Genomic DNA, 12401 nt, shown 5'->3' with positions numbered 1-12401 from the left:
GGGTGATTCATTGGATGCGCCTGCGGTCTGTCAGGGTCACAGGCTCAGGTTGTTGTGAGGCGGGCTGGACCCGCCCGATAATCGTGGCCTGCTTATAACCCAGGCCGCGCAGTTCGGCAACACAGTCGTTGGCAAATTGTTCGGGTACGCCCGCCAGAAGTCCCCCCGAAGTCTGGGGATCGAACAGCAGCGGATAGCGGGGGTGGTCCGCCCAGGCTTGCTGCGCTCGGATGGCCCGGCGCAATCTCACGTTTGCCGGTTGCAAGGAGCTGAGGATGCCTGCGGCAACGGTATGCTCGGCCCCGTCCAGTAACGGCAAAGTGGCAAGATCCAGCTCGATATCAACCTGGGACGGGCGGGTCATTTCCAGCAGATGGCCGAGCAGCCCAAATCCGGTGACATCGGTACAACCCTTGGCACCGAATTTGACCAGGCATTGGGCGGCGTCTTGATTGGAAGCCTCCATAGAGGCGAGGGCGCCATCAATCCATCGCCCCTTGGCTTGCAGGCGGGCATGGGCGGCCAACAGGGTTCCGGTGCCCAGCGGTTTGGTAAGGATCAGGCAGTCGCCGGCTCGCAAGCCGTCCTTGCCCAAAATGCGATCGGGATCAATCAGGCCATTGACCGCAAAACCGAGCGCAAGCTCCTGTCCTTCGCCGGTATGCCCGCCGACCAGTGCACAACCGGCCTGATTGAGCACCTCGACGGCGCCTGCCATCATCTGGTGCAGGGTGTCCTCGACCTTGGCCTCGACGCCATAGGGGATGGTGGCGATGGCGGTGGCACTTTGGGGCTCGGCCCCCATCGCGAACAGGTCGCTGAGGCTGTGGTTGGCGGCGATCTTGCCGAACACATAGGGGTCGTCAATGAACGCCCGGAAGAAATCGACGGTATGCACCACCGCCTTGCCTGGGGGAACTTTCAACACGGCGGCGTCGTCCGGGGCGTGCAGACCTACCAGCACGTCATCGCGGTCGATGGGGTTCAGTGGCGCCAGAGCCCGGGTTAACACCGTGCTGCCGACTTTCGCGCCACAACCGCCACAGCGCATGGCAACGGCAGAAATGGCCTGGCTGGCAGCCTCGTCCGAGGGCGCCGCGGTGATATCAGGCAATTTACTGCGGTCAGGCATGACTGGCAGGTCGCCAAATTGGCGCATGAAATTGCGATCGATGCGGTTTTTCCAGCGCCAAACCCATTGGCCGCGGGTAGACCAGTTGCCCCGGGCGGCCACCGCGTAGCGATCGCCAGTGCTGATCAACGCCAACCAGCGCTTCTGCGGGCGAAACGGACGCGGCTGCTGTCCCAGCGCCATGCGGCGCAGATTACCGGCGAGCGGTCTGGCCTGACGTACGGCGAAGACCCCGGCTTTCTCCCGGGGGTGACGAATCACATGGGCGATGTCACCGGCGGCAAAGATGTTGGGGTCGGTCTCGCTTTGCAGGGTGTCCTGGACACGGATAAAACCCTCCCGGTCCAGAGCCAGGCCTGTCTCGCCCAGCCAGCTCGGACCGCTGGCTCGGGTGGCCCACAGCACCTCGTCGATGGCGATGGGGGGGGCAGACCCGGTCATCACACCCTGAGGCGACAACTGAGTCACCTGTTCGCCCAGGTGAACCTGGACGCCACGCTCCGCCAGCACGCGCCGGAACGTGGTGCGAACCTGCCGGTTGTGACTGGGCAATATGTCCGGTGCGCTGTCGAACAGGTGGAAGTGAAGCCCATCGGCGCTGTTGCCCTGTGCTTTGCGTTCCTGGGTGAGCCGATACTGCATGGCCAGGGTTAACTCGACACCGCCGGCCCCAGCGCCGACCACGGCGATGTTGAATTCACCGTCATGGCTCCGGGCTCTTTCCAGAAGTGACTGCCATCGTGCTGCGAAGGCGTGAATTGGCTTAACCGGTACGGCATGATCCCGGGCGCCCGGCACACCGGACACATTCGGGGAAGAGCCGATGTTGATGGAAAGCAGGTCGTACGGAACCGGGGGGCGATAGCGGCAGAGAACTTTCTTGCCGTCCCGGTCCAGGCCGATCACTTCGTCACGAAAGAAGCGAGCACCGCAATATTCGGCGAGTCGGCTCAGATCGATATGAACGTCGTCATAGTCGTAGTGTCCCGCAATGTAGCCGGGCAGCATACCGGAGTAGGGGGTGTGGGTGTCGCGGCAAATCAGGGTGAGGCGTACGCCAGGTAGGGGGTTCATCGCGAAGCGCTTCAGAACCCCTACATGGCTATGACCGCCACCTACCAGGATGATGTCCTGTAAAACAGGTTGAGCGGCCTCTTGCATTAAAGCAGTTTCTTGGCTTCGCCAGACCAGTCGCTGAAGCCCTTCATTTTGGCGAAGGCTTGCAGCTTGTCTTTCTCAGCGGCTGAAGGGTTTGCGATCTGGTCAATGGAGTTGATGCCCAGATCCTGCATTTTCTTGGCGGTCGCCGGGCCAATGCCCTTAACCTGAGTCAGGTCACTCTTGTTAATGGTCTTCGCGGCCTTGGCGGCGGGTTGCTTTGCTGCGGTCTTTGGGGATGCAGGCTTCTTCTTGGCGCCTCCGCTCGCCTTGGCTGGCGCTTTCTTGACAACCTTGGCGACTTTCACCGGAGCGGCCTCGGCTTTCTTGCTGGCCAACCCCAGCCGTTCCAGGATCGTATCCTGAAGCTCATGGAACTCACCCAGGCGGCGTTCCAATTCGTCGTTGAAGCGTTTGATCTCACGCTCGCGAAGATCGTCGATTTCTCGCAGCAGTTTCTTGACCGGATCCTGAATCTGATTCTGCAACGTATCGAATTGTTTGATCGCATCGTTAATCAGTTTTTCGATTTGCGATGCGGTCTTTTCAATTTCCTTGTTCACTTTCTTGACGATCTTATCGACGCTTGGCTTTGGGTTTTTCGCCATGATGGATTTCTCCAGTTGAGTCCTAGGTCAGTATTTTCGCTGCCGCTTTGAGCCGGCTTTTTCTTGTGAGTGCCGCTGCGGAAGAACCGTCACTTGCGGACGGCTATCCCAGCAAAACCCTTAGTATAATTCTGGTTTATGACAACTCATAGAGCCCTGAGGGCGGCGTTGCCCCAGAGCCTGTCGGTCACACGGGTTGTCTGATGCTCGGCGGCGAACCAGATGAACGCCGGGACCGAAGCGACTGTTTCTTACGAAGCACATCTCGGATGCGTTTGAGCTGGTCGCAGATGGACGACTGCTTATCCGATGATGGCTCAATAAAATCAATCGAGTAGAAGAAATTGCTGCAGTGCTTTCTGCGCTCTGTAATCAGTCCGGCAAGGCCCTTGGCGCGAATATTCTCGAACGGCATGTCCATCACCAGCTCGAACTGAAGCGTGTCCCCGGGATTAAACACCTTGTCCGTCTTCAGGACACAGCCATATTGATCAAGATCAAAGAGTTGTGCTTGAACGAGCTCCTTGCGGAAGAGCCCATGCTTAATGCGAAACTGGGCTATCAGGTCTGGCAGTGCTTCGTTCATTACTTCAATGTCCAAGGTCTGTCCTTCGATTCAATGTCGACTGAGCGCATTCATTTGCAGGTTAAACAATAGTCAGCAATTCGCAGAATTGCAATAATCTCAACCCTATAGCATAGGGGATTCATGCGTTTCTTCAAATCCAGACGTTGTCGTGTCGCGTCACACCGGTTCAGGCCCCTGAAAGCGGTAGAGGTCCAGGCGCCGATCCTTCAGGTTCGTCACTGAACCTTCATTCCGAACCAACTTCAGTTTTTCCAGGTCCATGTCCGAGAACATGATCATTTCGGTATTGGGTGTGGTTTCCGCCATCACCGCATCGTGTGGAAAGGCGAAATCCGAGGGTGAAAAAACCGACGATTGAGCGTACTGCACATCAAGGTTTTCGACCTTCGGAAGGTTGCCGACACTGCCGGTGATAACCACATAGCACTCATTCTCGATGGCTCTGGCTTGAGCACAATGCCGTACCCGAAGGTAACCATTTTTGGTATCGGTCCAGAACGGGACGCAGATGATATCGACGTTGCTGTCTGCCGCCATTCGCCCCAGCTCCGGGAATTCGATGTCATAGCAGATCATAATGGCCACCCGACCGGCGTCGGTTTCAAAGACCTCGAACTTGGAGCCCCCCTCAATGACCCAATCCCGGCGCTCATGGGGCGTAATATGTATCTTGCGCTGCTCGTCCACCCGGCCATCCCGGTGACAGAGATAGGAAACGTTGTAAACCCGGTCATCTTCCAGCAGTGGCATGGAACCCGTCACGATGTTGATGTTGTAGCTGACCGCCATTTCCGACATTTCGTTCCGGAACTGTTCGGTAAAACCGGCCAGAAACCGGATCGCCCGAGTCTGGTCGACCTGATCGGTTAACCCCATGAGCGGAGCATTGAAAAACTCTGGAAACAGCGCGAAATCGCTTTTGTAGTCAGACAGCGCATCGACAAAATACTCGACCTGCTTCAGCACCTCTTCCACCGAGTGAAATTCACGCATCTGCCATTGGACGGCGCCCAGGCGAACTTGCGTCTTCTTGGCCTGAATCACCGTTGAGGGTGGTGTATAGAGAATGTTCCGCCATTCCAGCAGGGTGGCGTAACCTTGGGATTTCGCGTCCTCTGGCAAGTACTTGTGCAGTAAACGGGTCACTTGAAAGTCGTTGGACAATTGGAACGAGAGAATCGGGTCGTAGATTTCACGGCGGTCCACCCGCTGAATGTACTCCTCAGGCGTGCATTGGTCGGCGTACTTGAAGTAGTTGGGAATTCGGCCACCCGCCAAAATCGCGCGCAGATTCATGGATCGGCACAACTCCTTGCGCGCTTCGTAAAGCCTCCGCCCCAGACGGTATCCTCGGTAGTCCGGGTGAATAAAGACGTCCAGACCGTACAACGAATCGCCCTTGGCGTTGTGCCAGATTTTCTGGTTGCGCAGGATCAGGTCATCGTAGGTGTGCGGATTACTGAATCGGTCGTACTTCACACACACTGTGAGCGCCACCGCCACGAGCTGACCGCTGTCTTCAATGCAAATCTGACCGTCTGGGAACTGTTTCACCAGGCTGGCAATGGTGTCCCGGGGCCAGGCGCCGCCTATGTCGTCGTAAACCGTATCCATCAGTGCCCGAAGCTGATCATAATCCGCCGCATTCAGGTTGCGAAGATTGAGGTGCAATTCTTCATGGGCCATAACTGGCTACTCCCATAATCTGCATGACCAGCGTTTGACAGGAACGCTGTGAGCGACGTTACTTTTCAGGCCGGCAGCGTTCATCTGTCCTGAACAGTGCCGCTTTTTTTCGTGGGTTGGTAAAGAATCTGGGAACTCTGTCGTAAACCACTATAGGAATTCAAGCAAGAAGTTTCTTTTCCCCAACAAGGATAAAGAACTCTTTAAAGTCTAGTCTGAACTTAAGGACTGAGTTCATCTATAAGAGAGAGAATAATGAACCGCCTTTCCTTTGGTCAGAAGTTGCTTGCGTCCGTTGGCGTCCTCCTGATTCTGGTCATCGCCTTGTACGCGGTGATCAGCGATTTACGGTTAAAGCAAACCACCCAGACCTACGCCAGTGCGCTTATAGACGATGCGGTGGCGCAAAGCACGGCCAGCATCGCGCAGTGGCTCAATACCAAGCTGGCGACCACTGAGGCCGTCGCAGCGGCGTTGGCGACGGCGCGTAATGACGTGCAGGCCCGGGCGATACTGCAGGCGGCCACGGTTGGCGTTGGCTTTAAGGATGTTTATGTGGGCCAGGACAATGGCAACATGCTTATGCGTAACGATGAAACCGAAGCGACCCTTCCGGCGGATTACGATCCCCGCACGCGGCCCTGGTTTCGGCTGGCCAAGGATCTGGGTCGGGCGTCGTTCACCGAGCCCTACCTGGACGCCGGTACGCGGGAGGTGATTATCTCATCGCTGGCGCCGGCGCCTCGTGGTTCCTATGCCGGTGTGGTGGGTGGCGACATCACCCTGGACAGCGTGGCGCGACTGCTGGCGACGGTCAATCTGGCCGATACCGGTTACGCCACCCTGATTGCCGAGGATGGCACAATTTTGTTTCACCCGGAACGTGAACTGGTGGGAGAGAACATCCGCGTGTTGTTGGGGGAGCTGCCGGACCTCGATGGCGTGCAGGCACGTTATGCCATAGACGATCAGCCCTGGCTGGCCGCCTTTCACCGCATTGAGGGAGCACCCGCGGTCAATTGGTATCTCGGGACCTTTGTCAATGAGACGTTGCTGAATGGGCCCTTGGCCGATGCCCGTATTACCGGTGGCATTGTGGCGTTGCTCTCCCTGGTGATCACGCTGTTTGTGCTGCACCTGGGCATTCGTGCCTTGCTCAAGCCGGTTCACAAGCTGGAGGCTGCCATGGTGGATATAGCCAGTGGCGATGCCGACCTCTCCAAACGTCTGGAGGTCATCCGCAACGACGAATTCGGTCGCTTGGCGGATAACTTCAATCGTTTTGTTTCCAACCTCCAGACCGTGGTCAGTGACATTAAGCAAGGCGCTGAGGAGCTCGCCAGCAGCGTCAGCTCATTACGAGAAACCTCAAGCGCCAGTCGGATCAGTGTCGAAGGCCAGCAAACCGAGATCGATATGATTGCCACCGCCATCAACGAGATGTCGGCAGCAGCGGGTGAGATTGCCCAGAACGCCTTGCAGACTGCCGACGCCGCCAACACGGTAGACCAAGACGCCAGGGCGTCACTGGAGACCGTTGCGGCATCGCGGGACGCGGTACGCCGACTGTCTGAGGAAATCGGCGCCGCGGCCTCAGTCATCGATACGCTGGGCAAGGATGTCAGTGAGATCACCACCGTTCTGGAAGTGATTCAGGGGATTGCAGAGCAAACCAATCTGTTGGCTCTTAATGCGGCAATCGAGGCGGCCCGGGCAGGGGATGCCGGGCGTGGATTCGCGGTTGTGGCCGACGAAGTCCGCAACCTGGCCAAGCGCACCCAGGACAGCACCGAAGAAATCAACAATATGATTGAGCGTCTTCAAAAAGGCGCCTCAGACGCCGTAGACGTTATGCAGGCATCAACAGCGGTATCCAACGTCAGCATGGAAAAAGCCCAGGATGCCATGGAAACCCTGAACCGGATTGCCGAGGCGATTACCTCTATCAGCCAGATGACGTCCCAGATCGCAACCGCTTCGGAAGAACAGACGTCGGTAACGGAAGAACTCAATGCCTCGATCACCCGCATTTCAGATCAGAGCCAGGAAGCCGCGGCGGCGGCCAGTGAAAACGACGTGTACAGTGGCCGGATTGAGTCGGTCGGCCTGGCGCTGAACCAAAATGTGGAGCGCTTTAAGGTCTAAGGCAGAGGCTCCCTAGTAACGCTGAATACGGGCGCGCAGCGTTTCCAGAGCTTGCCGCCCGATATCCATGGAATCTCCGGAAAGGTAGGGGTTGTCCAACACCAGGATGGTGCGCTCGGAGAGATTGAGCGCCTCCACCGCATGGCCGAAATAGGTGCCCAGATAGCGGCTGAAACGGCCATCCTGAATGGCACGTTCCATCCCTAGTTGCAAGCGTTGCGCCGTCTCATGATCGTCCGGACCAACGAAAAAGTAGGACAGCATGGGGTAGGTGATCAACAGTGACGGTTCGATCACCAGGTTGGGGTCGTTCGCAAGCGCCAGATCAAACATCACTTCACTGACGCCACGGGCGAAACAGTCGAATCGACGGTTCTTGAGCATTAGAAACAGAGTTTCGAAGCGGGAATGGGTAATCACCTCGATACCATTGACCTGAAGCACCGTCGAGTCTGGCCAGTGCAAGCCCTGGCCAATTTTCAGGCCTCGCGCGCTCAGTTCGGCGATGGAATTGATGCCCTCAAATCGTTGGACCTGGTCTTTCATGACGACACAGACGCGAAACCCCAGCAGGCCCCCGTCGATCGGTATGGGTATGGCGAGCAGCTCTTTCTCCCGCTCCACCGAGGTTGCCACGGTGGCGATATCCAAAACCTGGCTCTCCTCCCTGGCAAGCTCCCGCAAAGCCCGACCCTGGACCATTTCTACACTGCGATGGATTCGGAACGGGCCGTATTCCGGCGTTGCTTCCATCGCCAGCTTAACCAGGGCGTAAACCGCTGGGCTGTCGTAGTTCCGATACCACAGGATGTAATCCGTTTCGACGGGGGGATGGTAAACCGCCGTCTCCAACGTAGCGGCTTCGGCACGAGGCCCACACGCAAGCGCCATGGCATAAAGCGTAACGGCAAGCACGGCGGTGGCCAGCCCAGGGTATGATCGTGCGAATGGTAAACTGATGCGCCACCTCCTTATTGGTCCTCTGGTTATTAATCCGCTGGCGGTACCGGGTCCGTCCTGATCAGCATTACTGCTGACAGAAGTTTAGCCATTTCAAGGAAGAAAGCCGTGATCCGGCCACAAAATAACCCAATTACTTGCAATACTCCGTAGGTGGCTACATGGTGTTTGAAGGGTTTCCGACCGGCTCCTAATCAGCTTTAGCGCGCTCAGGACCAGGCAGGATCTGAGGCTGGTCGTAGCTGGTAAGAGGCGCCCTGACACAATAACACTAAGGAGGCAGCATGACGCTGGTGAATCGAATTATGGAAGCGGCGGGCCAATGGGCGGCTGGATCAGACAACAACGCCAATCTGAGCCAGCCGTTAGCCTGGCTGAGGAAAACATCGGGCTACGCCGGTATCAACCGGATTATCGGTTTGGCGATTCCATTTACGGTGCGCAATGGCTTCCGGGTTGAAGAGCTTGCGCCGTGCTATGTCCGGGCCAGCATTCCGCTGAAGGGTAACCGAAACCACTTTGGTACCTTGTATGCCGGTGCCTACTTCCTGGTGGCTGAGATTCCAGGCGGGGTAATGACCCTGTTCAATCTGGGGCCGGACTATGTCCCCATCCTGAAAGAAATGACCTTGCAGTACCACCAGGCGGCAAAATCAGACGTTACGGTGGTCTTTTCCATGGCTCCAGAGGCGCTGGCGGCAATCAAACAGCAAGCCGATGAATCCGGTAAAGCTGCCTTTACCCTGGAGGGCAGGCTGACCGATGCCAAGGGCACCCACGTCGCCTCATCGGTTGCCCATTATCAAGTCCGAAAACGCGGGAGGGTCGCCATGCCCTCGGCCTCAGGTTGAGCTGCCACCGGCCAACACCGACAGGAAGGTCTCGCCGTATTTATCGAGTTTGGCCTTGCCCACACCGGTGATGCCGGCAAATTCTTCCATGGTACGAGGCCGGCGCTCCAGGATTTCCAGTAACGTGGCATCGTGAAAGATCACGTAGGGTGGAACGCCCTGTTGCTCGGCCAGAGACTTGCGGCAGGCTCTCAGGGCTTCCCAGCCTTCAGGGTCCTGGACGTGGTCTGAGAGATTGGCGCGGTCGCGTGTACGACGCGTGGAGGCCTTGACAGCCGGATCTTTGCGCAACTCGATGCCGCGCTCGCCCTTGAGTAGCGCGCGACAGTCTTCGGTCAGCTGCAAAGCGCCATAACCTTCTGGGTCCGTCCGCAGGAATCCATTGGCCACCAGCTGACGAAACACCGACTTCCATTCGTTGGCGGCCAACTCGGTGCCGATGCCATAGGTCGTCACCAGATGATGGCCGGCCTGTCGGATACGGTCATTGTCGACGCCCCGCAGCACATCGATCAGGTAGCTGACACCAAAGCGCTGGCCGGTCCGGTAGACACAGGACAGGGCTTTCTGCACCGCTACAGTGCCGTCCCAGGTCTCTGGTGGCGTAAGGCAGGTGTCGCAGTTGCCACAAGATTGCTCCAGGCTGTCGCCAAAGTAGCGCAGCAGAGCCTGACGCCGACAGGTGGTGACTTCGCACAGCCCCAGCATGGCGTCCATTTTCTGCCGTTCGATTCTTTTGAACTGCTCGTTGCCCATGGAGCCTTCAAGCATCTGCCGAAGCTTGATGACGTCCTGTAGGCCGTAAACCATCCAGGCGGTGGACGGATTGCCGTCGCGGCCAGCCCGACCGGTCTCCTGGTAATAGGCCTCCAGGCTCTTGGGCAGGTCCAGGTGGGCGACAAAGCGGACATCCGGCTTGTCGATGCCCATACCGAAGGCAATGGTGGCCACCACGATCACACCGTCTTCCCGAAGAAAGCGCTCTTGATGGTTTGCCCGTACTTCCGGTGGCAGACCGGCGTGATAAGGAAGTGCGGTGTAACCCTTGCCCTCAAGCATCCGTGCGGTGCTTTCTACCTTGTTTCGGGACAGGCAGTAGACAATGCCGGATTCCTGTTCATGCTCGGACTTGATAAAGTCAAGTAACTGCTTGTTAGCATTAACTTTGGGTGCAATGCGATATTGGATGTTGGGGCGATCGAAACTGCTGATGAAGTGGCGGGCATCGGTCAGGGAAAGGCGCTCGGCGATCTCCCGACGCGTCCGTTCATCGGCGGTTGCAGTCAGCGCGATTCGGGGCACCTGGCTGAACTCTCGAGCCAGAATGTCCAAACCGAGATAATCCGAACGGAAGTCGTGCCCCCATTGCGAGACGCAGTGGGCCTCATCAATGGCAAACAAGGATATGGAGGCGCGGCCCAACAACTCCAGGGTACGAGGTTGCAACAGCCGCTCCGGGGCGCAGTAAAGCAGGTCCAGTTCCCCGGTCATCAGCGCATTCTCGGTGGCTCTGGCTTCCTGCAGGTCGATGGTGGAGTTCAGAAACGCGGCGCGAACCCCCAGCTGCCGGAGCGCGGCCACCTGATCCTGCATCAGTGCGATCAACGGAGACACCACGATGGCGGTACCCGGGCGCACCAGGGCGGGCACCTGATAACAAAGCGATTTGCCACCGCCGGTGGGCATCAGCACCAGCGCGTTGCGACCGGCCACCAATTCCTGAATGATGTCTTCCTGCAGCGGCCGAAACTGTTCATAGCCGAATACCTGCTGCAGTACCGCGCCGGGGTCGGCGAGCTGGGTGTCGGGCCTGGCCGTGGTAAGTTGCTGAAAATCCATAGGTGCGGCTCGTTGTCGCTGTCAGGAGAGTGGGCTGGCGTAATCGATCCGGCATGATACCAGAATGGGCGGCGGCAATTGAGGCGCGTGGTGGAATTAGGCGTTACAATAGCGCCATTTTGTCCTGGGGCTAAAAGAGCCGCCTAAAAAAACCAAGGACATCAACAGACAACATGGCCCAAGCATCCAGGGCAACCGCGGCCTTTGCCCGGTACCGACAAGAACAGGAACCACATGCAGGACTTTGACGCCATACGCCCCTACAGGGACGATGAAACAGAACCGACCGTTCAGCGTCTGGTGAACGACGCCGATTTTCTGGATCTGATTGCGCGTTTCAGGCACCCAACACTAAGCCGTTGGCTGCCCCGGCTGGTGCGCCGTCGCATTCAGCGTTGGCTTATCGAAAATTTCGGCGGAATAACGCAGATCGCCGAGATTCAGGCCAAGCTTTATCGGTATGTGGAGGACCTGGTCCAGAATACCACCACCCGCATTACCTTTAGTGGCCTTGAGCATCTCGACAAGAATTCCGCCCATCTGTTCATCTCCAACCACCGGGATATTGTGTTTGATCCTCTGGTGGTGAACTACCTACTGTTCAGTCACGGTTATACCACCACCCGCATCGCCATTGGCGACAACCTGCTGGAGAATCGGGTGTTCGCCGAACTGATGCGTTTGAACAAAAGCTTTGTCGTGCGCCGCAACCTCAGCAGTCCAAGGGAGATGCGGGATACCTTCCTCACCTTGTCGGCGTTCATCAATCACAGTATCAACGAGAATCACAGCATCTGGATCGCCCAAAGGGAGGGGCGGGCGAAGGATGGCTTGGACCTGACCGACCCGGCCATTATCAAGATGTTCTACATGAGCCAGAAAAAAAGTGGGTTGTCGTTTTCCGAGGTGATGAACCGTCTGCACATTGTGCCGGTTTCCATTGCCTATGAGTACGACCCCTGTGACAGCGACAAGGCTCGGGAGCTGGAAGCACGGGTTCGAACCGGAACCTACACCAAGGCCCAGGGCGAAGACGCCGATCAGATTATCAAGGGCCTGACCGGCTTCAAGGGCCATGTCCATGTCCATTTTGGCACTCCAATCCGCAATGCTCCGGACAGTCCTAATGAACTGGCGGGTCTGATCGACAATGAAATGCACGCCAATTACCACCTCCATGCATCTAACCTGGTGGCGTATGAGCATCGGGGGCAGCATCCACAGGCCCATCACGGCCTTGATGAGGTCAGTGACGCCCTGGTCACCGCAGAAACCTGGAGTCCCGCTGAGATCGAGGCTGCAGAACAGGAAATGAACCGCAGGTTAGAGTCCTGCACGCCGGATTATCGCGCCTACCTACTTGATATGTACGCAAACCCGGTCACCAGCGCGCTGAAATCCAAAGCACCGCGTGAATAATTCTGGTCTTCGAC

General features: G+C 57.4%; 9 protein-coding genes. 3 read left to right on the top strand and 6 right to left on the bottom strand.

Going from position 1 to position 12401, the window contains the following annotated elements; genetic code table 11:
• Positions 1-7: 7 nt before the first annotated feature.
• From selD to N6L25_RS17225, 4 genes are all read right to left on the bottom strand, one after another.
• The gene (gene selD / locus N6L25_RS17240; RefSeq protein ID WP_271982938.1) at positions 8-2293 is read right to left on the bottom strand and encodes a selenide, water dikinase SelD; all 2286 of its coding nucleotides are present in this window, start codon (positions 2291-2293) and stop codon (positions 8-10) included.
• Positions 2293-2898 carry a helix-hairpin-helix domain-containing protein gene (locus tag N6L25_RS17235; RefSeq protein ID WP_271982935.1) on the bottom strand — a complete coding sequence of 202 codons (606 nt, stop codon included), beginning with the start codon at positions 2896-2898 and terminating at the stop codon, positions 2293-2295. The genes selD and N6L25_RS17235 overlap by 1 nt, the downstream gene beginning before the upstream one ends.
• A gap of 187 nt (positions 2899-3085) precedes the next feature.
• A complete protein-coding gene (locus N6L25_RS17230) occupies positions 3086-3484 on the bottom strand; it encodes a hypothetical protein (protein WP_271982932.1) in 399 nt (132 codons plus the stop codon).
• A gap of 159 nt (positions 3485-3643) precedes the next feature.
• The gene (locus N6L25_RS17225; protein ID WP_271982929.1) at positions 3644-5173 is read right to left on the bottom strand and encodes a bifunctional GNAT family N-acetyltransferase/carbon-nitrogen hydrolase family protein; all 1530 of its coding nucleotides are present in this window, start codon (positions 5171-5173) and stop codon (positions 3644-3646) included.
• A 255-nt stretch (positions 5174-5428) separates the two neighbouring features.
• Between N6L25_RS17225 and N6L25_RS17220 the strand changes: the two genes are divergently transcribed.
• Positions 5429-7318: a methyl-accepting chemotaxis protein gene (locus N6L25_RS17220; RefSeq protein WP_271982927.1), complete on the top strand. Its 1890-nt coding sequence runs from the start codon at positions 5429-5431 to the stop codon at positions 7316-7318.
• A 12-nt stretch (positions 7319-7330) separates the two neighbouring features.
• On the opposite strand, the gene N6L25_RS17215 is transcribed toward N6L25_RS17220, so the two are convergent.
• Positions 7331-8209, bottom strand: a complete 879-nt coding sequence (locus N6L25_RS17215) for a hypothetical protein (RefSeq protein WP_271982924.1) — start codon at positions 8207-8209, stop codon at positions 7331-7333.
• A gap of 353 nt (positions 8210-8562) precedes the next feature.
• On the opposite strand from N6L25_RS17215, the gene N6L25_RS17210 reads away from it, so the two are divergent.
• Positions 8563-9129 (top strand): YiiD C-terminal domain-containing protein, encoded by a 567-nt coding sequence (locus tag N6L25_RS17210; protein WP_271982921.1) that lies wholly within the window; start codon positions 8563-8565, stop codon positions 9127-9129.
• Here N6L25_RS17210 and recQ read toward each other — a convergent pair.
• Complete coding sequence (gene recQ, locus N6L25_RS17205; protein WP_271982917.1) at positions 9121-10968, bottom strand: DNA helicase RecQ; 1848 nt, start codon at positions 10966-10968, stop codon at positions 9121-9123. The two genes, N6L25_RS17210 and recQ, sit on opposite strands and share 9 nt — an antisense overlap.
• A 234-nt stretch (positions 10969-11202) precedes the next feature.
• On the opposite strand from recQ, the gene N6L25_RS17200 reads away from it, so the two are divergent.
• Entirely contained in the window at positions 11203-12387 is a 1185-nt protein-coding gene (locus tag N6L25_RS17200; RefSeq protein ID WP_271982915.1) for a 1-acyl-sn-glycerol-3-phosphate acyltransferase, read from the top strand.
• The last annotated feature ends 14 nt before the right edge of the window (positions 12388-12401 follow it).

This window comes from Marinobacter sp. SS21 (assembly GCF_028369065.1).
Taxonomy (GTDB): Bacteria; Pseudomonadota; Gammaproteobacteria; order Pseudomonadales; family Oleiphilaceae; genus Marinobacter.
The sequence above is the reverse complement of the archived record's forward strand: the minus strand, read 5'-3'. Positions and strand labels throughout refer to the sequence as shown.

Excerpts from the sequence above, each read along its gene's own strand:
- N6L25_RS17230 (WP_271982932.1), bottom strand. The coding sequence starts at position 3,484 with ATGAACGAAGCACTGCCAGACCTGATAGCCCAGTTTCGCATTAAGCAT.
- N6L25_RS17210 (WP_271982921.1), top strand. The coding sequence starts at position 8,563 with ATGACGCTGGTGAATCGAATTATGGAAGCGGCGGGCCAATGGGCGGCT.
- selD (WP_271982938.1), bottom strand. The coding sequence starts at position 2,293 with ATGCAAGAGGCCGCTCAACCTGTTTTACAGGACATCATCCTGGTAGGT.
- N6L25_RS17235 (WP_271982935.1), bottom strand. The coding sequence starts at position 2,898 with ATGGCGAAAAACCCAAAGCCAAGCGTCGATAAGATCGTCAAGAAAGTG.
- N6L25_RS17200 (WP_271982915.1), top strand. The coding sequence starts at position 11,203 with ATGCAGGACTTTGACGCCATACGCCCCTACAGGGACGATGAAACAGAA.
- N6L25_RS17220 (WP_271982927.1), top strand. The coding sequence starts at position 5,429 with ATGAACCGCCTTTCCTTTGGTCAGAAGTTGCTTGCGTCCGTTGGCGTC.
- N6L25_RS17225 (WP_271982929.1), bottom strand. The coding sequence starts at position 5,173 with ATGGCCCATGAAGAATTGCACCTCAATCTTCGCAACCTGAATGCGGCG.
- recQ (WP_271982917.1), bottom strand. The coding sequence starts at position 10,968 with ATGGATTTTCAGCAACTTACCACGGCCAGGCCCGACACCCAGCTCGCC.
- N6L25_RS17215 (WP_271982924.1), bottom strand. The coding sequence starts at position 8,209 with ATGGCGCTTGCGTGTGGGCCTCGTGCCGAAGCCGCTACGTTGGAGACG.